The following is a 19341-nucleotide window of genomic DNA, read 5'->3' as shown; positions in this document are numbered from 1 at the left end:
CGGCCTCATGGTGCCAGGCCACGAGGCTCGACCAGCGCTCGCCGTAGAGCGCCGGGATGGGCGTGTTCAGGAAATGGGCGACATCGGCGGCGACGCCTCGCCACTCTCGCCAGACGGATCGCCCTTCGCGAAAGGGAGCAGGATCTCGGCGAGCGCCTCCATCTCGGAGGCCTTGATCTTGCGCACCGCGTCCATCGGCCAGCCGGTCTCTGCGGCCAGCATCGCCATCAGTGCAGCGGTCTCCGAGCCCGTCGAGGCGAGCGACACTTCATGGGCCGCGATGCCGCCCAGCGTCGGCTCGTCGATGTCGATGACCGCGAACTGCCGTTCGCCGAGGATGATGGGCTTTTTCAGCGTGACGGTCGGCATGATATGCGATCTCCGGTTGGGCCGACGCTGTCGGCTGAGGAGGGTTCTTGAGACAGATATCGTGCGCGTTTGGGCTGCTGTTCGCAGCGCTGTGGCTTGCCGGTCCCGCTCTTGCTGTCGAGCCGATCAGCGGCCGCGCCTCCGTCACTGACGGCGACACGCTTGTCATCCGAGACACGAAGATCCGCCTACACGGCATCGACGCGCCGGAGAGCGCACAGGTTTGTCAGGATGCTGGTGGAAAAGATTACCGCTGCGGTCAGAAGGCGGCGCTGGCCCTGTCGGACAAGATTGGCGAGGCGACAATCTCGTGTGAGCCGCGTGACACTGACCGGTACGGGCGGACTGTAGCCGTCTGCCGAAAAGGTAGCGAGGACCTGAACGGCTGGATGGTCGCACAGGGTTACGCCACCGCCTACCGGCGCTACTCTCAGGATTACGTCCAAGCTGAAGGCGAGGCCAGAACGCGGAAACGCGGGATCTGGGCCGGCACGTTTGACCCGCCCTCAGATTGGCGTCGTGCCAAGCGTGCTGGCGGGCTCGAGACCCGCCCCGAGATGCCGAAGGTTCCAGAACCCGCACCGGCGGCGCCGCCCGCCAGCTGTAAGATCAAAGGCAACATCAACGCCAAGGGCAACAAGATCTACCACGAGCCCGGGAGCCGCGATTACGAGCGGACCCGGATCAACGAGTCGAAGGGCGAGAAGTGGTTCTGCTCGCCCGCCGATGCGGTGAAGGAAGGCTGGCGGCCCGCTCGGTGAGACCTTACGCGACCCTTCCGCGTTGATGGTCCCCAGTCTGGGCACCGCGGCGCCGAAGGGTCGAAATGCTTGAGGTCTCCATCGTCTTCATTGTCTGCGCCATCGGCTTGGTCGCGGCCTCTGCAGGGCTGATCTACGTGCTGAAACAGCCCTGACCGCAGACCACCGCTGGTCAGATCCCCAGCGCCCGCCGCGTCGGCGCGAACCAGTCCTGGCCGCCCGAGCGCGCCACGTTCTCGTCGTCATCGACGTAGAAGATTTCCTCGCCATCGATGACGAGCTCGTAGTGCGAGACCTCAACGATGGTGTGGTTGCACTTCATCAGCTCGCCGGGCGAGTTCTCGTCCGGCTCCCAGGTGCTGACCACGCCCTCGATGATGGCGCGGGCCGGCACCACGCCGCCGCGGCGCACGCGCACCGAGCCGGCGAAGACCCACTTGTCGAAGGTGCCGGCCGCGAGCCCGAAGTGCCGCAGCGTGTCGAGGTCGAAGCCCGCCGTCGAGAACTTCGGCTCGAGCGCCTCGATCTGCGGGAAGCTGAGATTAAGGCTCATCACCGAGCCGCCGGCCATGTGCTCGGAGGTGCGCCGTGTGAGTGCCGGCATCGCCATGCTCTGGATGATCTTCTGGCGCGACGACTCCGGCTGGTCGGCCCGGCGCACGTCGATCGCTTCCATGATGTAGGGGTACTGGATGGCCATTGCGGCGCTCCTTCAAGCGGGGATGGGAGACCGATGGCCGGTCAGAGGATGGCGGAGGCGTTGATCCGGGCCGCGATGTCGGCAACGAGGTCGACCACGGCCTGCCGGTAGCGGCGCACGTTGCGCTTGGCGACGCGGAAGACCGGGGCCTCCTCGATGCCGAGATCCACGGTGAGACGGCCCAGGCGCACCTGCTCGGCCGAGTTCTGATCCGGCTTGAACTCGGTCTTGTAGCCGAGGATGTCGCTGGCGGCCTTGTGGTCGCGCAGGTTGAACTTGAGCGAGTTGATCCAGGCCTCGGCGTTCGAGGCACTGACCTTGCGGCCCAGGAACTGGCGGGTCAGGCGCATGTGCTCGACGTCGATGCAGTCAGCGCCGCGCACCTGATGGATCTGCTGCCAGACGTCGCCGTCGGTGGCGCAGTTGTCGGTGCCGATGAAGACGAAGCCGCCATCCGCGATGGCGCCATCGATGTCGGTCTCACCGCGCACGACGATCGAGACCTCGGCTGCGAGCATCTGCTGACCATCGACCGAGCCGTCGCGCAGATCGAAAGGGATGTCGCGCGAGGTGCCGACGAGGCCGTAGATCTGCCGGTTGGCGAAGGGCTCGAACGGCTTACCCCCGTTGCGGAAATCGTTCGCAGTGATGAGACCGAGGATGCGGGGCGCCATCGGGCGGGTGATCACCGCGATGCCGTCGGTGTCGAACACGCGCGCTGCCACGCCGACGGGCATAATGCGCTCGGAGCCGATGTCCTCGCGCGAGTCGATGGCATTGGCGCTGCTGGAGTCGTCGACGTCCACGACCGCGATGGCGAGCAGGGCCGCGAGCACCTCAGGCAGGGCCGCGATGACCGGATTGGCAGTGCTGCCAACGCGCTGCGCAGTGTAGCCAGGAACGCCGACGAGGCGCGGGGTGGCGTTGATCTTAGCAGGCGCCGCCTTCAGCGCCTGCAGACCGGCGATGATGTTCGCCTGGGTCGCCGCGAGCTTCGCAGCTGCATCCGTCAAGACACTCTCGGCACAGCGGATCACCGTGATGTCCGCGGCCTGCGAGCCGGCCGCGATTTGTGCGTTCACAGCGGCGACGGCGTCGGCGAGGTACCCCGTGCCGAGCTTCGATGTGAAGGCGGTGTCGCCCGACGAGAACCGAACCGCCTTGTAGGAGGTCGGGTCGCTCGAAACGCCAGCCGGGAACAGCGTGGCATCCGCGCCGGTCGAGGTCGAGACGACGGCGATCTTGGAGAAATTGACCGGTCCCAGCGCGAGCGGCTCGTCCGAGAACCGCTGGTCGATGGTGCCGAAAACGGGGGCGGTGGCCATAGGTGTGTCCTCTCAGGCGAGATAAAGGGCGGCGCGCCGAGAGGCGGACCGGGGAATGAAGAGGTGGTGGGGTTCGTCGCCTAGCGGGTGACGCCCTGATCGACGACGAGCGAGCCGGCGGCGATACGCGTGATCGCGCCAGCCTTCTCAGCGAGGGCATCGATCGCGTAGGTGGCGGCCGGTATGCCGCGGATCTTCGCGGCAGGGACGACGAGCGAGATCCGACGAGAGGCGACGTTGACGTTCAGCGTTCCTGCGGTCGAAGAGAACTTGACGCGCACCTTCTCGGGCAAGGGCGCGCCGGCGCCATCAACGTCCGCCAGCCGCATGCGGATCTCGGCGCCTGCGAGGTCATAGCTGAGATCGGCGAAGTTCGCGGCGATACCGATCTTCGTCCATTGCGCGGGCAGGAAACTGCCCAGCGTCGGAGCTGCGACCGCCGCTACATAGAGATCGCCCCCGTAGACGACAGCCGAAGAGGCTCCGTACTGCGTGGCGCTGCTCCAAGGCGGAACAGTCGTCCAGGGTGTCGTGCCGATAGCCGGCAGGACGAAGCTGGAGGTCCAGTCGGCGTTGGTCGCCTCGCGAAGCGCTAGAGTGACCAGAGGCGCGCTCATGGCCTCAGGCCGGGAGCCCGAGCTTGATCGTCGCCGCGCGCTCGGCCGTGAGGATGCCAAGATGCGCGCAGAAGTCGATGCCGCCGATCACGGCCGGATCGGCCACGTCGACCTCGGTCAGGCGCGGATCGTCGAGGTCGCCGAACAGGATGTCGAGGACGCGCTTGTTCTCGACCTGGATGGCATTGTCGCCCGTGTAAGCCCGGGCGTCGGCGATCGCGAGGCGCTCCTCGACGGTCCACTGTGCCTTAAAGCGGATCGGCGTCATTACGGTGCGGCGCGGCGCCGGGTCGGGCTCGCCATCGCTCTCGACCGCGAAGTCGAAAATGCTTCCGGCCGATATCAAGCCGAGATCGGTCTGCCACGCCCGATAGGTTTCGTCGTAAACCGGCAGGGTTGCGCCAGCCTCGACTTTGGTTTCGCCTTGGACAAGGTAGTATTTGAGAGCCATGGAATTTGCCTTTCGCGCACGAGCACAGCTCCGGCGCCTCGTGGCGCCGGGTTTCAGGCATCAGCCTTGATCGGGGAGGGCGGGCTTAGGGCTGGATGCCCTTGAGCACGGCCATGTTGCCTGTCACGCTCATTTTCTGCCCTGGAAGCGCCGCCGCGCTCTGATCGACCTGCAGGGGCTTCACGAAGTTAAGGCGAGTCGCGATGCCGCCGAGGATCTGCACGGCAACCTGCGCCCCCTTCACCGCAGCAGCCTGCGCCACGCCGATTAGTGAGCGCTTCTGCACGAGGGCATTGACGATCGCGAGCGAGCCGACGGCGTAGACGATGAAGGCATTCCCCGCCAGCGACGCCGCGTCCGCAAGCGTAGCGAGCGGCGTGGCAAGCGTAGCGCTAATCAGGGTTGCCACGGAGACGGGGAACAAGGTGCCGCTGTCTTTCTGCGCGTAGACGCCCGAGACAAGGCCAAAGCGGACGCCGTAAGCCGTGGAGGCCGCGCCCTCGACAACGAGCAAGAGGTCGCCGTTCTGAAGCATTGTCGCGTAGACGTAGCCGTTACCGGACGTAGTAGCGCCGTTCACGGTTGGGGCAGTAGCCGCGACGAGCGCGTTGCCGTCCGCGCCCACGACTCCCCAGCGCGTATAGCCGGCCGGAGGCGTGCCAGTGGTGGTAGATGCAGCCCAGAAGGTTAAGCCGCCAGGAAGCGCAACAAGAACGCCCACGACCGTGTTCGGATTGGTATCAAGGGTGTACTGCGTTCCGACCAAGATACCGAGGCCCGAATATTTGGCGAAGTAATGCCCGCCATTTTGCGCCAGACGAATACCAAGGCCGCCGTCCGTCAGAGCAATGGCCTGCAGGTTGAGCACGTCGGAGACCGTGACGCCGCCCTTGACCAGACCCGTTGCGAAATCGGGGACCGCGACCCCACCCACCTGAGAGTAGATCGCTAGGCGAACGAACATATTGCCAGACACGCCGCCCGACTGCCACACAACAGCAACGTTTCCGCTTGTGAGCGTGACAAGGCGGAGCAGCTCGGCATAGTAGTTATTGGGCTGGTTCGGCGCTGTGCCGACAATGATTGTGCTGCCCTGTTGAACGCCCGACGCATTAAAGAAAGCAAGCTTAACTTGAAAGCCGGTCGTCGTGTACCAAGCGACAGCATAGCCGCCGTTTTGCAGAGCCGTTAGCTGCATTGCATAGGCGCGGAACGTGTTAGTCTCAAGGAACACTTGAGACCCGACGAGAGCGCCGCTCGCATCATACGTCGTAACGCTCGGGAAGTTGTTCGTGCGCGACGTGAGACCGAGCGCAAACCCGCCCCCGGTGAGCGCCACCGCGTAGACCTTAAAGTCGATATTGCTCGTCGCATCACCGAGCGCCAGCTTAAGCGACCCAGCGACAAGAACACCCTGCGGGGTGTAAATCGACCCGATGATAAAGCCACTATTAGCGCCAGAGGTCGCGAGGCTAAACACCGCGACGTTGCCATTCGTCAGCACACAGGAAGCCGCGAACGCAGGCGCCTGCCCCGCGAAGGGGGAGATCGTGGCCATTTGCAGAGACATCATCGCGTCAGAGGCAAGGGCGAGCGGGCGCAACGACGCCCCAGGCGCAGCCGGGTCGGCCGCCCAGTAGGCGAGGGCGTCGCCGCCCTGAACGATGAGGTCGCCCTTTGCGATGGCCTCGCCGGCCGTGATCGAGGCGACGGCGCTCGGCAGGCCGGCGGAGGCGTTGGCGACGGCCTGCGCCGAAGTCGTGGCGAGGAGGGCGAGCTTCGAGGAATAGCGACGCATGGCGGATCAGCCCTCCTTACGACCGATGAGCTGCGCCGAGATCGGGCCGCTCGCGGTGACAAACAGCTTCCAGCCCGCGCCGATCTTGATCGGCTGGATAAGGGAGTAGCCGCGCCCCTCAACCGAGTGCGAAGGATGGATCTTGTGCGCCTGGGTCGGCGCCTCGCCCTTGGTCAGGTAGATCGCGGAGATCACCACCTCGGCATCGCTGTCGTTGCAGAGGTTGAGCGTGTAGGTGCCGGCGGAGGCCGCGGGCATACCATTGGCACCGTTGCCGGTGACATCGGTTTGCGTGTTCGCCGACAAGTAAGTCGGGATCAGCTCGGACAGATCAGCCATGGATCGGCGCGCCTCAGATCATCGCGTTGAAATAATCGGGGGTGACGTTGGCCTTGATGCCAGCGGCGATCATGGCGGCCACGCCTGCGGGCGTCGTGCCGAGCGTGGCGTCCGTGCCGGCCAGGTGCTCGGTGAGGGAGGCGGCCGCAGTGCGCCAGCCCGTGGCATCACGGCGGTAGGCCACGGCGGTGTCCGCCGCCCGGGCGCCGGCGGCGATCGCCGCGTTGATGTGCAGCCAGCCGTCCGAGACGTTGCGGTAGATCGCGACCGTGCCGGCGCGCCCCGCCCAGACGCCACTTGCGCCGGCCGGGACGAGGTACTTGTCGCCGACGGTCGGCGACGCCGGAGGAGCCGTCGTGGTCGCGCTCTTGACCGCGAAAAAGTCGGCCGCAGAGAGCACAAAATCCCGCGTGGCATAGACCGCAGAAGGGTCGAGCACGATGGTGAGCGCCGAGACCGAGCCCACCTGCATGATCGCGGTGATCGGCGCATCGAACGAGGCGCCCTCGGCGACGAGCGGCTTGTAGGTGTCGGGATAGCGCCCGATCGCGAACAGGGCGCCGGCGGCGTCGATGATCGCGATCTCGCGGATGAAGAAGCCCGCAGTCGCCGCCGGGATCACACCGACCGCGCGGGCCCAGGGCGGGTTCAGCGGGTCCTGCTCCAGGGTCTCGAGCGGAACCCGGCAGACCTCGTGCACGAGCGCCGTCTCGGCGCCGGTCGGGGCGTAGGGCGTGCCGTTTGAGTCGCCGACCGCGAGGCTCGCCAGGGCGATCGGCGCGCCGCCGGCGAGCGCTACGGCGAGTTTGGCCGCGCCGATCGTGGTGAGTTTCATGCCGTAATCGGGCATCGGCCAGTCCTCAGGTGTAGGGGTAGGGGTAGAGGACGGTCTTGCGTGCCGCTCGGCCGATGACGGCCGCGACGCCCAAGCCCGCCAGCGCCGGCGTGTCGCCGGGTGTGCTCGGGCGGATGACGAGGCGGCGCACGCCAGCGCCGTAGCTGACGGCGGCGAGGAGCGGCGCGACCGCCACGGGCGGCGGCGGCACGATCGGCAGCAGCGTCGTGCGGGTGATCGAGCGCGTGGTCGCCGCCATCAGCAGCGGCGCCTCGCTCTGGAGCGCGACTTCCAACTCGAAGACCCGGCTCTTGGGTTTCGAGCGCTTCACGGCTTCACGAAGCTGAGCGAGCAGCTTGAGGTCGAGGATCGGTCCGGAGCCGTCGGCGTGCACGCGCACCCGCAAGGTGCCGCGCCGCGCGGGCGGGGTGCTCTCCCACCATTCCCGGATCGTGGTCTGTGCGCCGAGAGCATCGAGCGCCAGGCGCACGGCAAGCCGCGTGCCCTTGCGCCGGTGCACCTCGGGCGAGGCCGCGATCACCCGGCGCTTCGTGGCCTCGGACCAAGCCTCGTCCCAGACGTCAACCGAGAACGACCACGCCAGCCAGGGCAGGAGCGGCGATGGACAGGTGGCCGGATTGACGATGGTGCGGATAATGTCGGGATCTAGAGCCGAAGCCCGGATCCATTTCTCATCGGCCAGCACCTGCTCGAGCGTGGTGCTGCCGCTGGGCAGGAGGTCCCGGCCAGCGAACAGCCCGGAGGCGCTCATCGCCAGCTGTCCTCGGTGACTTCGGCCGTGATCACGATCGAGGTGCAGAAGCCAGCACCCTTCGAGCCAGGGTCGATATCCGCAACCGGCTCGGCGAGCTCGATCTCCTCCACGTCGGTGATCTTGGCCGCGGCACCGATACCGAGACGCTGGACGACGCGTCCGATGCGGCGACGGGCTGCAACGTAGGCCTCGACACGCGTACGCGCCTCCGCCCGCAACGGCTCCGGATCGGCCCCGGGCGCGTGCCGGATCACCATCTCGACGGCGTAAGGTGTGATCGCGGCCGACTCGATCGTGACCTTGTCGCCGATCGGTCTCACCTCTTCCTTGTTGAGTTGCGCCGCCACGGTCGCGAGAAGCGCATCGGAGGGGGTGCCGTCACCGTCTCTAGCAAGCAGCACGATCAAAACCTCAGGCGCGAGCACTGCCGAGCCGTCGGCGTAAAGCGCTGCGTCCTCCTCGCCATAGCAAGCCGCGTCGAGTACGGCGGCTCGGTCGGTCTCCAGCGCCTGGTAGACGTAGGCGCCCTCGGGGCCGGCGGTAGAACGCGCCTCCAGGGAGAGCAGCGCGCGAGCCCGGAAGGTGTCGTCGTTCTCGTAGCCGGCCGCGGCGCCGGTGCTGGGATCGGAGGGGGTGACGAGTAGGCGCGCCACGCCGTAGAAGGTGGCGGCAAGGTGATCGAGGTCGCCGGCCGTCGCTGTGGCGATCAGGTTGGCACGCACCGCTTCGTTGATGCGCTGACGGATCAGCAACTCGAAGTAGCTGTCCGTCTCCTGGCCGATCCGAAGCGGCTCGGTCTCCAGGGTGAGGACCACGCCAGCGACATCGCTGAGGCCGGCCGCTGTCAGGCGGGTGGCGAGATCTGCAAGGCGAGCGTCGAGCACCTGCTGGTAGGTGCTTGGATCGATCGCGGGCGGCGGCGCGAGGCCAGCGAGGTTCGGAGCGACGAAACGGGTCATTGAATTACGCCGCGAGCGCCATGGTGGTCAGCGATCCCGCGCCATTCACGCCGACGCCGATCAGGGCTGGCTCTTCGGTCAGATCGCCGAGGTGCCCACGCGGACGGTAGGCGACCTCCATGACGAAGGAGACGGCGCCGAGCCGGATCTCCTCCACGGACGGTGCGACCGAAACCTTCACGACGCGCAAGCGTGGCTCCCAGATTGTGATCGAGAGCGCGAACACGGCCGCGGCCAGCGCCAAAATATCGGGCGTCAGCTTGCGGCCGAGCAGCCGGCGCATGCCGCCGCCGAAGTGACGCAGCATTACGCGCTCACCGATCTCGGTCTCGAAGATCACGTCGACCGACTGCAGGACATGCTCCCAGTCCGAGAGCAGCCGCCCGGTGACGCGATGGATGCCCGCCGAGGCCATGACAGCGTCAACGGGCCTTGCGCGGCTTAGCGGCAGTCTCATCGACCGTGAGCGTGTCGGCGGCGACTGGCGTCTTCTCGATGCCGTCGCCGGGATCGGTCTTCATCTGGCCGAGCGTCCGGTTCTCCGGCTCGTCGGATGCATTCGGGTCGAGCGCCGGCAGCGCAGCGCGCTCCTCATCGGTCAGGTCCAGCGGCTTGCCAGTCATGTCGCCGACGGGATGATCGCGGGTCTCGCCCGCGATGACGATCTGCTCGTTGGCATCGTCTATGGTGCTGGAGATGCCGCCGTCTTCCGACGCAAACGTGATCCGCCCCATGTCATGCTCGTACATGGCCTGCGCCTCGGTCAGGCGGACGACGTCGCCGGCCTTCGTGCCGTGCGGGAACACGGCGAGGTTGGCGCCCTCGCCGATGCGGTATGCGGTCTTCGTCATTGTGGATCTCCGCGATCAGGCGTCGGGGTCGCCGGTCTTGCCGGCACCAGGCATCACGCCGCCGTGGACGTGGTTCTTGCCGATGTTCCGGTCATCGTGCTTGAGCCCACCGGCCTTGAAGGTAGTGCCGGCGCTCGCGAGCTCGATCGACGCGCCGCTCGTCTTCTGAATGATGCCGTCCTTCGTGATCGTGTGGCTGACGCCATCGACCGTGTGAACGATCCCGTCCTTGCCGAACTTGTAGGAAGTCTTGTCACCCCAAGAATAGGTGACACCGTCCTTGTTCGTGACCTTCTTGAACTTGTCGCCGTAGGTCTCGACGTGCTCCTCGAGGTTCTCGGAAGGCGCCTTGTTCTGGTCGGAGAAGCCGCCCTTGGGGACCAGGAAGCCCTGGCGCGGGTCGCCGTCCGGGCAGATGGCGAAGACGATCTGCCCCTTGGGCATCGGCTTCCAGCTCTTGGCTGTCCCACCCTCCTCTGGGTGCGGGAACCACGGGCTCGGAACGGCCTTGCCATCCTCCTCGGCGAACTTGACCTGGTAGCCCTTCTTGCCGTCGACCTGCTCGACCGTGCCGACGCGCAGCATATTGGCGTTCTTGTGTTCGACCTCGGCGAGGCGCTGTCCCAGCCGGATCACCTCCCGCAGGAGGTCGTCGAAGTCGCTCACGGCGTCGGCTCGGCTTCCAGGATGGTAGTGCGGTCCGGCCGCACGATGGTCATGCGCTGCGCCAGCGGCTCGCCTTCGGGCGCGAACAGCGGGCCCAGGCCCAGCGCCCGGTACGAGGCGGCGGAGAGGCCGAGGTCGGCCTGTCGGCGGCGCCACTCGGGTAGCGGCTCGCCCACGATCATGCCTTCGAGCAGCGGCACGTCTTTCGAGAGCCGCGGGTCGGCCGCCATCAAGGCGAGCAGCCGGGCGATCGAGCCCTCCGGCTCGGCGCCGAAGTCGGGCTCGGCGATGGTGTCAGCCTGGATGACGTACTGGCGCGCGGCGTAGCGGATGCCCTGCTCGGCGTTGGCGCCGCGGGTGATGCTGATCTCCTTCGGCCAGAAGGCGATCTCGCGCAGGAGGTCCGACCAGGGGCCGCCGACCTGGATCTCGCGCCAGATCTGCCGGCCGATCATGTTGAGGGCCGTCTCCAGCCCCTCGTCGGTGTGCGGAATGTCGAGGCGCAGCGCCTGGCCGCCACCTTCTTCCGGCGGAATATCGACCTGGACGATGCCGCCGACCGCGATCTCGATGACGATGTTGATGCTGCGCGGCGCGTCGAGGGTGGCCCAGCCCTTCACCTCGAGCTTCTCGTCATCGGTGGAGATCACGATGAAGGGCTTGGCGCCCTGCTTGTTGACCATCTCCTCTATCGGCTGGACCGCCGAGTCGTAGACCCGGCCCTGCGCCAGGGTCTTGTCGACGAGGGCCGCGCCGAGGCAGGTCCGGATGGCGTAGGCGATGATGCTCACGCGTCAGCCTCCGGCGACCAGTTCGAGCTTCATCTCGCCGCTCTCCTGCCCGCCCGTGCTGCTGATCGTGAAGGTCGGCTGGTCGGGCCGGTCGATCAGCACCGCCTTGTCGCCTGCCTTCGGCGCATAGCCCAAGATGGCGATCTGGGCGGCCGAAAGCCGGATGATCTGGGTCGCCGCTGACATCCGCGTCATGCTCTGGAATTTCGAGCCTTCGCGGTTGCCTTCGAGCTCCGTGATCTCGGACTGTGTTTTGTAGCGCCCGACGATCACGACGGGCGCCCGGCTTGGGTCGGCTCCCGCCTGTCCGCGCCAGCCGCCGGTGACGACCTGGGGCAGGATGCGGATGCGCTCGCCGAGTACCGCCTCAATATCCGAGACGGCCTCGGCCCAGAGAGCATCGAAGCCGCGCATGGCGTTCAGCGCGCCTGCCGGCCCTTCGCGGCGTCCGCCACCGCCTGCGGGTCAGGCGCCGAAGTGGCGCCGGAGGCCGGACCCTTGGGCGCGGTGTTGGGCGCGACGGGAACGAGCACGGGCTCGTCCTCGTCGGCCTTGCCCTTCTCACGGGCGGCGCCGGATGCGATGAGGGCCTTGGCCTCCTTCGCGTCCGCCACCTCGAATTCCCCGTTCGGCGCGACGTACTTGCCGCCGGCCTTCACGGTCTGGATTGCGATCATCTTCATGGTCACTTCACCTTCGCTGAGAGGCAGGCGTTGACGCGGTAGGGCACGACAAGCGGCGCCGACTGCAGCATCAGGAAGCGCACGGCCGGGTCGGGCTGGGTCCAGGACTTCTGGTAGTAGTCCGCGACCTGAAAGCCGGCCTGCTCGTCCTTGATGCCGCCGAAGTGCTGGACGCCTTCGAGCCGATCGGAGATCAGCAGGAGGTAGTCGTCGGGCACGTACTTCTGTGTCGACCCGTCGTCGGCCACATAGGAGTCGGCGTAGACCCAGATCCGGAACGCACCGACGTTGCCGATGTAGGTGGCGCCGTACCGGTAGGCATTCGGACCGAGATCGAGCGTCGTCAGCGGCGAACCGCGGTCAGACTCCAGAAGCGCCTTCACATCCGCATTCCTGCGGAACACCGTGAAGACGTTCTGCGCCATCACCACGTCGACCGGCGAAGCGCCCGACGCGTTGCGGACGAGGCCTGACCACTCCTCCAGATCCTCCAGGGGCGTGTCCGTGCCAGAGCCCCACAGATCGGCACCGGTGAGCGTCACGGTCAGCGAAGGATCGCGGCCGAAGTTCACGACGGTCGTCGGGTACTTCTCACCGGCCACCGTGATGGTGCCGGTGCGCAGCGCCGAAGCCGCCATCCACTCCATGCGGCGGCGGACCATGCGGATCTGGTCCTCGCTCTCGGTTTCGATGGTCATCATGCGGATGGCCATCGGGTCGAGGCCGGCCGAGATCGGCATGCCGGGCCGGCGGCGGATCGCCTTACCGTCCTCGAGGACGCGCTTGTCCTTGATGTAGGCCGGGGTGAAGCTGTTGGTCTTGTAGCCGAGCGACTCCACGATCTGCCCCTCGACGAGTGGCGAGACGAAGGGCGCAAGTCGAGCCTTGCCGGTCAGCACGTCGAAATAGACGGCCTCCTCACGCGAGATCGACACCTCGGGAAAGAAGGTATTGACCAGGAAAGTGCCGATTTCCGGCGCGTCGCGCAGGTCGTCGACGACGCGGCCGAGCACCGCGGGCGAGTAAAGGTCCATCGGTGCTACCTCGTGATGCTGGACTGGAGGAGGATGCTGGCGTCGCGCAACGGCTCGCGAGCCGTGGCGGGCGTGACGCCGGTCCCGTAGGTGCAGGCGTTCTCGTCGAAGGTGCCGCCGAAGTAGGCCACGGTGACCTTGTCGCCGGCGCTGGCGTTGCAGTCCTCGGCGAGGATCACGGCAGGCACCTCGGCACCGGTCGGGGCGCCGGTAGCGGCGAGCGAGTACTTGCCGCTCGCGGTGATCTTGCCGAGCACGGAACCGCGCTTGAGGTTCTGGCCGGACACGAGCGTGATCTGGCGGGAGACGGTCGGGCTGAGCACGAGGCCGTCGTCAGGCGTGAAGGTCGCCTCCTGGGTAAAGCTCGCGAGCATATTCAGGCGCTCCTCTTCTGGCGCTTGGCGGCGAAGTACGAGTCGGCGAAGGCAACGCCGTCATCCTGGTTGCCACTCGCCTCCAACCCGACCTGCGGGTTGCCGGCGGCAGCCATGGCCGCGTCGAAGCGATTAGCGGGCTTCGCGGCCTCGGCCTTCGGGAAGGTGCTGAGCAACTGGACGGCCGCCTCGGCGGGCATGTCCGTCTCCAGCGCGATGTGACTGGCCTGAGCCTCGCGGCCCTTGGCCTCGTCGGACGCCAGGATCGTCTTGATGCGGCTGCGAGCGCTGGTGGCGCCCTCCGTCTCGCCGGCCTGTCGACCAGCCTTCTCACCGTCGACGCGCGCGGCGGCGACGGCAGCCTCGTGGGCCTCCGGTGTCATCATGGTGTTGTCCTCTTCCTGGGATGGGCAGCAGTCGTCCGCAAATGCGGCGACGGCGTCGTCCAGCGTGCCGGTGCTGTCAGCCAGCTTGTTCGACACGGCCTCGGTCGCGGTGAAGCAGAGCGCCTCAGTTTGCCGGACCGCCTGCTCTTTCAGCCCGCGATTGCGGGCAACCGTGGTGACGAAGGTCGCGTAGAGCTCGTCGATACGAGCCTGAAACCGGGCCTTCACGTCATCGGGCAGCGCCTCGAAGGCGTTACCGTCGACCTTGTGCCGGCCGGCGTAGATGAAGGTGACCTTCACCCCGGCCTGTTCCATCGCGCCGGACACGTCGTAGTGGGCCGCGACGACACCGATCGAGCCGACCCCGCCGGTGCGCGAGACCACGATCTGGTCGGCTGCAGACGCAATGGAGTAGGCTGCCGAGTAGGCAGCCTCGTGCGCGAAGGCGCGGATCGGCTTGGTGCCTCGCGCCGCGAACATGCGGTCGACGAGATCGAAGTTGCCGGCCACGTGCCCGCCGGGGCTGTCGCAGATCAGAGCGATGCCGCGCACGGTCGGATCGGCCAGCCCGCGATCGAAGGCGCGCTGAATGTAGACGTAGCCCGTGGCCCAGCCGCCCAGCGCGAACGAGAAGTCGTGCAGCAGGACACCTTTGACGGGAATCTGCAGCACGCCGTCGCGCACCACGTAGGGGCGATAGGCGGCGCGCCAGTCGTCGGGTGCCGGCCAAAAGCCATCTTCCGCATAGGCGTTGGCCTCCAGCATCTCGGCCGCACGCGGATGCGACGCGGTGGCTGTAAGGCAGCCCTCGAACCATTCGCGCATCTCGGGCGCGACAAGAGAGGGCCGGGACGCGAAGCGCGCCAGCAACGGGTTCGACATACGTCCTCGCTGTCAGTCGCTGCCCGCCACCGCGAGCCTGGTGTCGGCGGCGATCTCGGCCGCCGCGATACGGGGATTGGCCATGTGCGGCAGGGGGAGGCCGAGCTCCTCGGCCATCGTGTTCTCGCGGGCCATCTGCTCGAGCTGCTCGCGCCAGTCTCGCCCCTGCTCGGCGCACTCGTCCGCCATCGTAGAGATGCCGGCATCCATGCGGGCCTTGGCCGCGAGGGCTTCCTTGAGCGGATCCACCCAACCGCGGCCGGCGAAGGTGAAATTGCAGCGTGTCCAGGCCAGCTGGTTTGGGTAGTAGTCGTTGGGGGTGCAGTCCGGGATCTCGCCACGCTGGACAGCTTCCTCGAACCAGAGGTCGAACAGCGGCATCAGCCAATGGTCGGTCAAGAACTGCCGGACCGAGAGGAAGTAGCGCCAAGCCTCCAGCAAGGCGGCCCGGGCCGACGAGTAGTTGGACTTCGAGAAGTCCTTGCTGGTCAGCTCGTAGCCGAGGTTGAGGCCGGCACCGACCTGCTTCAGCACGGTGGTGAAGAACTGGTCAAAGCTCGCGGCATTTTGGTTGTTCGGCGAGAAGGCCTTCAGCGACGTGCCGGGCGGCATCGGGATGATCGCCCCGCCCCGCATCTGCACGCGCCACTCGTTGATCGCGTCCTGATAGTTAGAAAAGGCGGCGCTGGGATTGTCGATGCCGCCGGCCTCACCGCCCATCATCTCAACGATGGAGGCCTGATCGAGCGGGGTCTCGAGCGCCCCGAACACAAGAGAGTTCAGGACGGCGAGGCGGACCTGCTCCAGACCGTATTTATCCAGCATCTTGAACTGGCGCGCGACCGCCGCGACGATCGACTTGCCCCTGGTCTGACCGACGCGCTCGCTCTCGTAGACGTGGAGCACACGGCGGCGGCCGAAGGCTTGATAGGCTGGGATGCGCTCCCAGGATCCTGCCGAGAAGGCCGACCGCATGCTGAACGCATCGCCCGGGTGGGACTTGCGGATGTGGTAGGCGACCGCAGCCGTCGTGACCGGATCGATCTCGATCCCACCCCGCAGAGTCTGCGTGTCAGCCTGGCCATATGGATTGGACAATCGCGCTGGATCGATGAGCTGGACGCAGGTGTTCCAGCGCGAGTTGTTCCGCTTGGTGTAGAGCGGCAGTGCCAGTCCCTCGCCGTTGGCCGCGAAGGTGCGGGCGAGGAGGCGGGTAGAGACGTGACCGTTGTAGCGGAGGCCTGCATCGAACCAGTCGGTGTCGAAGAACGATCCGAACTTGCTCTCGACGATCTGGGACCACTCCGCGACCCACTCCGGCGACTTGCCGAGGGCGATGCGATCCGGGTTCGGCTTGCACCGGATACGTGGCCCGATGACGTTGTCGACGAAGGTGCGCTCGGCGCCAGCAGCGATACCGTTGTTGCGGGAGAGATCATCGACCCTGGCGTTGATCGTGTCGAGCTCGGGCAGGAGCGCTGCATCCGGCGAGATGCGATAGTTGCTCCAAGACGCCATGTCGCGCGCGGCGAGCGAAGCAGCATGGTGCGCGGTCTCGACCTCGGACACCGACGACATCGCCGTCCGACGGACGGAGACGCCACCGCTGATGCCCGGCCGTTCCCGGTGAATCCAGGGGATGTTCGCCGCCATCAGAAGCTCAGATGGATCGGCGCGCGACGCGGAACTCGAACGCCGACCAGCCCGGCGATTTGATCGCGGAGAGTGGCGATGTAGATCTCCAGCTTGTCCTGATTGACCTTGGCGTAGCGCACAGTGCTACCGTCCTCGGTAATCAACTCGACCGCGTGACCGGTCGCCACCTTGTGCAGGGCATCCTCAGCCTGAGAGAGGCGGAGGCTCAGGGTCGCGAGATCGGCCATGGCTCTCACCTCAAAGGTAGGGGTCGTGGGCTAGGGTGACGCGAGGCCCCGCACTCCGCACTGGCTTTGCGGGGCCAGCCTCAGCCTCGCCTGACAGGCGGGCAACGCGTGCATCGAAATTGACCGTGCGCATCGTGTAGCGGGCCGCGAAAGCGTAGACAGTGGCGTCGAGCGCCTCGGCCGCCTCGTTCCGGATCCGCTCGAACTTCCTCACCGGCCGGCCGGCCACGCGCCGGACGACACGCCGCTCTGAGCAGAGCTGAGCGAACCACGACATCGGCAGGCTCGCCGAGAACCTGATCTGGTCCGGGTAGCGCGCGAGCTTCGTGAGCAGGATCTGCTTGATTTCGTCGACGCCGACGATCCAGAGCCGTCCTTTTCCACTGGCCGCGCCGCCGGAGATTTTACCCTTCGATTGCTCGACCACCGGCCGGCGGCCCCACATGCCCTTGATCGCCATGACCCCGCGCGAGAGGCGCGGCCAGCAGAAGGCGTAGACCGCCTCGACTGTGCCGCCGTCGCTCGAATCCACGCAGGTCGCCTCGATCCCGACCTTGGCCCCAAGCGGGTGCTTCCAGCGCTGGAGCAGCAGCTCGTCGAGCTCGCGCCAGACGTGCCCCTCGAGGGTGTTGCCCCAGATCACGAAGTGGCCGAGCGCGTAGGCGTTGCCGCCTCGGTCCCAGCCGTAGACCACCGCTTCGAGCCGATCCGGTTGAACGTCGACACCGCAGGTCAGCAGCAGGACCGCCTCGGGGAGGTCGAGCGCCTCGCCATCTGGCGTCTGCACGTTTAGGCCGAAGGCCTCAGCCCGCGTGGCGAGCGCGTCGGGCGTGGTAACGTCGACGCTCTCCGACCAGGCCTCGCCGAGCAGCGTATTGCGGAAGGTTCGGAGGCGGTCCGGATCGTCGTGGATCTCGATGTACTCGGCCGCGAGCGCGGACCAAGATGCGTTCACGTGCGGCGAGATCAGCGCTGAAAGGGCGAACCCGGCATGCCCCTCGACCTCGGGCTTCGTGGCGCGCCAACGACCGTTGGCGACCATCTCCGCCTTGTAGCGCTCCGGGATCAGGACCCCGCAATTCGGACAGGCCCAGGACGCCGTCTTCGGCCGGTGAGTGATCACCGTGCCCTGCGCGTCCCGATCCTTCTCCCACTCGATCTGCGACCATTTCGGCTCGGCGAACTCGGAGCATTCGACGCAGCGGATCTCGTAGACCCTTCGGTCGCTCGCCTCGTACTCGCGGCAGATCGTGGAGGTGTCGGCGTCCGTCGGCGTCGAGCCGCGGATGATCTTGCGGTTCGGGAACGAGAGCGTGCGCTTGATCGCGAGATCGAGCGCATCACCTTCGTTCGTGACCTCCATCGCGTCCTCCTCGTCGATGAGGAGGATGCGGACAGTGTGAGCGCGCAGGTTCCTGGGCGAGCGAGCCGCGACGATCTTGAGCGAGCCGCCGGGGAAGCGGCGGTGGCGGATCGTGTTGCGGCCGGTCTCATCGGCCGCAGTGGACAGGATGCCGGCGACCGAGGGCGTCGCGTCGAAGATGGGCTCCAGGTCGGAGACGATGTAGTTGCGGCAATCGTCTTCGGTGGGCAGCAGCGTCAGAAGCGGCGCCGGCTCGTTCGCCACGTAGCTGGCCGTCGCCCCCGTGAGCAGGGTCGTGTAGCCGACGCGGACGCATTTGCGCACCGTGACGCGCTCAAGCATCGGGTCGGTGATCGCGTCGGCGATCTCTTTCTGGAACGGCCAGAGCCGGACGGGCCCAGGCTTCGCGGCCAACCCCTCGGGCAGGCGCATGTGCCGTTCGATCCACTGTGACAGCGGGAGGCGGGGCGGCGGCCGAAGCTTCTGGAAGCTCGCGCCCTGCCTGCGCTCATGCAGCGGCTTCATCTGCAATCGCCGTCATCACGTCCCGCACGATCCGGTCGATGACCGAGACGTCGTGCTTCGTCAGGTGGCTCAGCTCCAGCGCCACGTCGCCGGGAATGGCGAGCAAACGCGCTCGGAGCTTCACGATCTCGTCGTCCCAGCGCCGACCGGCGACCTCGGCATCGATCAGGCGGCCCTGAGCCTCGGCGTGTGCTTGGTCACGCTGCCAGGTCTGAACGATCTTCTCGGCCGTGCGGGCATGGTTGAAGGTGAGTGAGCCATCCGTCTCGACGCCCTCGGCCATGAGGATCTCGCGGATCCGCGTGGTGGCGAGCTGCGCCTCGGCAGAGGCCTGGGCGACGATGGCGGCCGGCGGAGCGTCGCGTTCTCTGTTCTCTGGCTCGTGAACGGGCGTGAACGCGCCCGGCTGGCGGGCCGGATCGGTATTGGCGGCGAGCGCCGCGCGCACCGCGTCGAGGTCGAACGTGCCGTCGGCGCGCTTCGGGATCTGCCCCTTGGCGGCCAGCTTGTGCAGGCCAGACTTCGCGCGCCCCAGCTGCCGGGCCAACTCGCTGAGGCTGAGGCCTTCAGCCATGGGAAATCCTGCTGTTCACCCCAAAAATCGAGGCTGTAGAGGGTCAAAAGTCGGGAGCAACTCTGCCCGCAGAGGGTGGGGGTGCCCAGGGAGGACCCGCAGGTTCCATTCGTTGCTCAAATGTCACGCTTCGAGATGTCTACAGCCCCGGCATGCCCATCAGGAACTCGATCTCATGGCTGACGCGCTTCTCCAGCTCGTCGCCCATGACCTTGTCGAAGGCTGCGGCCGTCGCGCCCTGCAGCATCTCGTCGGGGATGTAGACGCCCGAGTTCTGAAGCTGCGCCTTGCCGCGCCAGGCGTGGCCGGCCGAGACGTTCTTGAAGACGTGGCCGCCCATCACCGGGCCTTTGCGGTTCGGGAAGCGCCCGCCCTTCGTGAACGTCCCGGCGAAGAGCTG

At 66.9% G+C, this 19341-nt stretch carries 24 protein-coding genes and 1 pseudogene; 1 reads left to right on the top strand and 24 read right to left on the bottom strand.

Going from position 1 to position 19341, the window contains the following annotated elements; all coding sequences use genetic code 11:
• Positions 1-66: 66 nt before the first annotated feature.
• The gene (locus F6X51_RS25700; RefSeq protein ID WP_150966708.1) at positions 67-369 is read right to left on the bottom strand and encodes a hypothetical protein; all 303 of its coding nucleotides are present in this window, start codon (positions 367-369) and stop codon (positions 67-69) included.
• A 47-nt stretch (positions 370-416) separates the two neighbouring features.
• On the opposite strand from F6X51_RS25700, the gene F6X51_RS25695 reads away from it, so the two are divergent.
• A complete protein-coding gene (locus F6X51_RS25695) occupies positions 417-1130 on the top strand; it encodes a thermonuclease family protein (protein ID WP_246697008.1) in 714 nt (237 codons plus the stop codon).
• A gap of 172 nt (positions 1131-1302) precedes the next feature.
• Here the strand turns inward: F6X51_RS25695 and F6X51_RS25690 are convergent, their stop codons facing one another.
• The 23 genes and pseudogenes from F6X51_RS25690 to F6X51_RS28235 all read right to left on the bottom strand — a co-directional run.
• A complete protein-coding gene (locus tag F6X51_RS25690) occupies positions 1303-1830 on the bottom strand; it encodes a phage major tail tube protein (protein WP_150966707.1) in 528 nt (175 codons plus the stop codon).
• A gap of 41 nt (positions 1831-1871) precedes the next feature.
• A complete protein-coding gene (locus F6X51_RS25685) occupies positions 1872-3155 on the bottom strand; it encodes a phage tail sheath protein (protein ID WP_150966706.1) in 1284 nt (427 codons plus the stop codon).
• An 80-nt stretch (positions 3156-3235) separates the two neighbouring features.
• Entirely contained in the window at positions 3236-3772 is a 537-nt protein-coding gene (locus tag F6X51_RS25680; protein ID WP_150966705.1) for a hypothetical protein, read from the bottom strand.
• A gap of 4 nt (positions 3773-3776) precedes the next feature.
• Entirely contained in the window at positions 3777-4223 is a 447-nt protein-coding gene (locus F6X51_RS25675; RefSeq protein ID WP_150966704.1) for a hypothetical protein, read from the bottom strand.
• Positions 4224-4308: 85 nt separating this feature from the next.
• Positions 4309-6021 (bottom strand): hypothetical protein, encoded by a 1713-nt coding sequence (locus tag F6X51_RS25670; protein WP_150966703.1) that lies wholly within the window; start codon positions 6019-6021, stop codon positions 4309-4311.
• A gap of 6 nt (positions 6022-6027) precedes the next feature.
• Complete coding sequence (locus tag F6X51_RS25665; RefSeq protein WP_150966702.1) at positions 6028-6360, bottom strand: hypothetical protein; 333 nt, start codon at positions 6358-6360, stop codon at positions 6028-6030.
• Positions 6361-6373: 13 nt separating this feature from the next.
• Positions 6374-7195 carry a phage tail-collar fiber domain-containing protein gene (locus F6X51_RS28785; protein ID WP_191970276.1) on the bottom strand — a complete coding sequence of 274 codons (822 nt, stop codon included), beginning with the start codon at positions 7193-7195 and terminating at the stop codon, positions 6374-6376.
• A 25-nt stretch (positions 7196-7220) separates the two neighbouring features.
• Entirely contained in the window at positions 7221-7967 is a 747-nt protein-coding gene (locus tag F6X51_RS25655; RefSeq protein ID WP_150966700.1) for a phage tail protein I, read from the bottom strand.
• The gene (locus F6X51_RS25650; protein ID WP_150966699.1) at positions 7964-8929 is read right to left on the bottom strand and encodes a baseplate assembly protein; all 966 of its coding nucleotides are present in this window, start codon (positions 8927-8929) and stop codon (positions 7964-7966) included. Before F6X51_RS25650 ends, F6X51_RS25655 begins: the two co-directional genes overlap by 4 nt.
• A 4-nt stretch (positions 8930-8933) precedes the next feature.
• A complete protein-coding gene (locus F6X51_RS25645) occupies positions 8934-9344 on the bottom strand; it encodes a GPW/gp25 family protein (protein WP_150966698.1) in 411 nt (136 codons plus the stop codon).
• Positions 9345-9351: 7 nt separating this feature from the next.
• The gene (locus tag F6X51_RS25640) at positions 9352-9780 is read right to left on the bottom strand and encodes a hypothetical protein (protein WP_150966697.1); all 429 of its coding nucleotides are present in this window, start codon (positions 9778-9780) and stop codon (positions 9352-9354) included.
• A gap of 15 nt (positions 9781-9795) precedes the next feature.
• Positions 9796-10446, bottom strand: coding sequence for a phage baseplate assembly protein V (locus F6X51_RS25635; protein ID WP_150966696.1), 651 nt, complete (start codon positions 10444-10446; stop codon positions 9796-9798).
• Positions 10443-11237 (bottom strand): hypothetical protein, encoded by a 795-nt coding sequence (locus tag F6X51_RS25630; protein WP_150966695.1) that lies wholly within the window; start codon positions 11235-11237, stop codon positions 10443-10445. Before F6X51_RS25630 ends, F6X51_RS25635 begins: the two co-directional genes overlap by 4 nt.
• 3 nt (positions 11238-11240) lie before the next feature.
• Positions 11241-11651: a hypothetical protein gene (locus tag F6X51_RS25625; protein ID WP_150966694.1), complete on the bottom strand. Its 411-nt coding sequence runs from the start codon at positions 11649-11651 to the stop codon at positions 11241-11243.
• Between the two features lie 5 nt (positions 11652-11656).
• Entirely contained in the window at positions 11657-11920 is a 264-nt protein-coding gene (locus F6X51_RS25620) for a hypothetical protein (protein ID WP_150966693.1), read from the bottom strand.
• A gap of 2 nt (positions 11921-11922) precedes the next feature.
• A complete protein-coding gene (locus tag F6X51_RS25615; RefSeq protein ID WP_191970275.1) occupies positions 11923-12933 on the bottom strand; it encodes a major capsid protein in 1011 nt (336 codons plus the stop codon).
• A 26-nt stretch (positions 12934-12959) separates the two neighbouring features.
• The gene (locus tag F6X51_RS25610) at positions 12960-13328 is read right to left on the bottom strand and encodes a head decoration protein (RefSeq protein WP_150966691.1); all 369 of its coding nucleotides are present in this window, start codon (positions 13326-13328) and stop codon (positions 12960-12962) included.
• 2 nt (positions 13329-13330) lie between these two features.
• On the bottom strand, positions 13331-14596 hold the full coding sequence (locus F6X51_RS25605) for a S49 family peptidase (protein WP_150966690.1): 1266 nt from the start codon (positions 14594-14596) through the stop codon (positions 13331-13333).
• A gap of 12 nt (positions 14597-14608) precedes the next feature.
• Positions 14609-16174, bottom strand: a complete 1566-nt coding sequence (locus F6X51_RS25600; protein WP_191970274.1) for a phage portal protein — start codon at positions 16172-16174, stop codon at positions 14609-14611.
• A gap of 74 nt (positions 16175-16248) precedes the next feature.
• On the bottom strand, positions 16249-16479 hold the full coding sequence (gene gpW, locus F6X51_RS25595) for a gpW family head-tail joining protein (protein ID WP_150966688.1): 231 nt from the start codon (positions 16477-16479) through the stop codon (positions 16249-16251).
• Positions 16480-16489: 10 nt separating this feature from the next.
• A complete protein-coding gene (locus F6X51_RS25590) occupies positions 16490-18274 on the bottom strand; it encodes a phage terminase large subunit family protein (protein ID WP_191970273.1) in 1785 nt (594 codons plus the stop codon).
• A gap of 76 nt (positions 18275-18350) precedes the next feature.
• On the bottom strand, positions 18351-18941 hold the full coding sequence (locus F6X51_RS25585) for a hypothetical protein (protein WP_150966686.1): 591 nt from the start codon (positions 18939-18941) through the stop codon (positions 18351-18353).
• Between the two features lie 139 nt (positions 18942-19080).
• Positions 19081-19341, bottom strand: a pseudogene (locus F6X51_RS28235) (hypothetical protein); the annotation flags it as partial.

Source organism: Methylobacterium planeticum (genome assembly GCF_008806345.1).
Taxonomy (GTDB): domain Bacteria; phylum Pseudomonadota; class Alphaproteobacteria; order Rhizobiales; family Beijerinckiaceae; genus Methylobacterium; species Methylobacterium planeticum.
Note: the sequence above shows the minus strand (reverse complement) of the source record. Positions and strands in the feature narration are given on the sequence as shown.

Excerpts from the sequence above, each read along its gene's own strand:
- F6X51_RS25700 (WP_150966708.1), bottom strand. The coding sequence starts at position 369 with ATGCCGACCGTCACGCTGAAAAAGCCCATCATCCTCGGCGAACGGCAG.
- F6X51_RS25690 (WP_150966707.1), bottom strand. The coding sequence starts at position 1,830 with ATGGCCATCCAGTACCCCTACATCATGGAAGCGATCGACGTGCGCCGG.
- F6X51_RS25685 (WP_150966706.1), bottom strand. The coding sequence starts at position 3,155 with ATGGCCACCGCCCCCGTTTTCGGCACCATCGACCAGCGGTTCTCGGAC.
- F6X51_RS25680 (WP_150966705.1), bottom strand. The coding sequence starts at position 3,772 with ATGAGCGCGCCTCTGGTCACTCTAGCGCTTCGCGAGGCGACCAACGCC.
- F6X51_RS25675 (WP_150966704.1), bottom strand. The coding sequence starts at position 4,223 with ATGGCTCTCAAATACTACCTTGTCCAAGGCGAAACCAAAGTCGAGGCT.
- F6X51_RS25670 (WP_150966703.1), bottom strand. The coding sequence starts at position 6,021 with ATGCGTCGCTATTCCTCGAAGCTCGCCCTCCTCGCCACGACTTCGGCG.
- F6X51_RS25665 (WP_150966702.1), bottom strand. The coding sequence starts at position 6,360 with ATGGCTGATCTGTCCGAGCTGATCCCGACTTACTTGTCGGCGAACACG.
- F6X51_RS28785 (WP_191970276.1), bottom strand. The coding sequence starts at position 7,195 with ATGAAACTCACCACGATCGGCGCGGCCAAACTCGCCGTAGCGCTCGCC.
- F6X51_RS25655 (WP_150966700.1), bottom strand. The coding sequence starts at position 7,967 with ATGAGCGCCTCCGGGCTGTTCGCTGGCCGGGACCTCCTGCCCAGCGGC.
- F6X51_RS25650 (WP_150966699.1), bottom strand. The coding sequence starts at position 8,929 with ATGACCCGTTTCGTCGCTCCGAACCTCGCTGGCCTCGCGCCGCCGCCC.
- F6X51_RS25645 (WP_150966698.1), bottom strand. The coding sequence starts at position 9,344 with ATGGCCTCGGCGGGCATCCATCGCGTCACCGGGCGGCTGCTCTCGGAC.
- F6X51_RS25640 (WP_150966697.1), bottom strand. The coding sequence starts at position 9,780 with ATGACGAAGACCGCATACCGCATCGGCGAGGGCGCCAACCTCGCCGTG.
- F6X51_RS25625 (WP_150966694.1), bottom strand. The coding sequence starts at position 11,651 with ATGCGCGGCTTCGATGCTCTCTGGGCCGAGGCCGTCTCGGATATTGAG.
- F6X51_RS25620 (WP_150966693.1), bottom strand. The coding sequence starts at position 11,920 with ATGAAGATGATCGCAATCCAGACCGTGAAGGCCGGCGGCAAGTACGTC.
- F6X51_RS25610 (WP_150966691.1), bottom strand. The coding sequence starts at position 13,328 with ATGCTCGCGAGCTTTACCCAGGAGGCGACCTTCACGCCTGACGACGGC.
- F6X51_RS25605 (WP_150966690.1), bottom strand. The coding sequence starts at position 14,596 with ATGTCGAACCCGTTGCTGGCGCGCTTCGCGTCCCGGCCCTCTCTTGTC.
- F6X51_RS25600 (WP_191970274.1), bottom strand. The coding sequence starts at position 16,174 with ATGTCGTCGGTGTCCGAGGTCGAGACCGCGCACCATGCTGCTTCGCTC.
- gpW (WP_150966688.1), bottom strand. The coding sequence starts at position 16,479 with ATGGCCGATCTCGCGACCCTGAGCCTCCGCCTCTCTCAGGCTGAGGAT.
- F6X51_RS25590 (WP_191970273.1), bottom strand. The coding sequence starts at position 18,274 with ATGCGCCTGCCCGAGGGGTTGGCCGCGAAGCCTGGGCCCGTCCGGCTC.
- F6X51_RS25585 (WP_150966686.1), bottom strand. The coding sequence starts at position 18,941 with ATGGCTGAAGGCCTCAGCCTCAGCGAGTTGGCCCGGCAGCTGGGGCGC.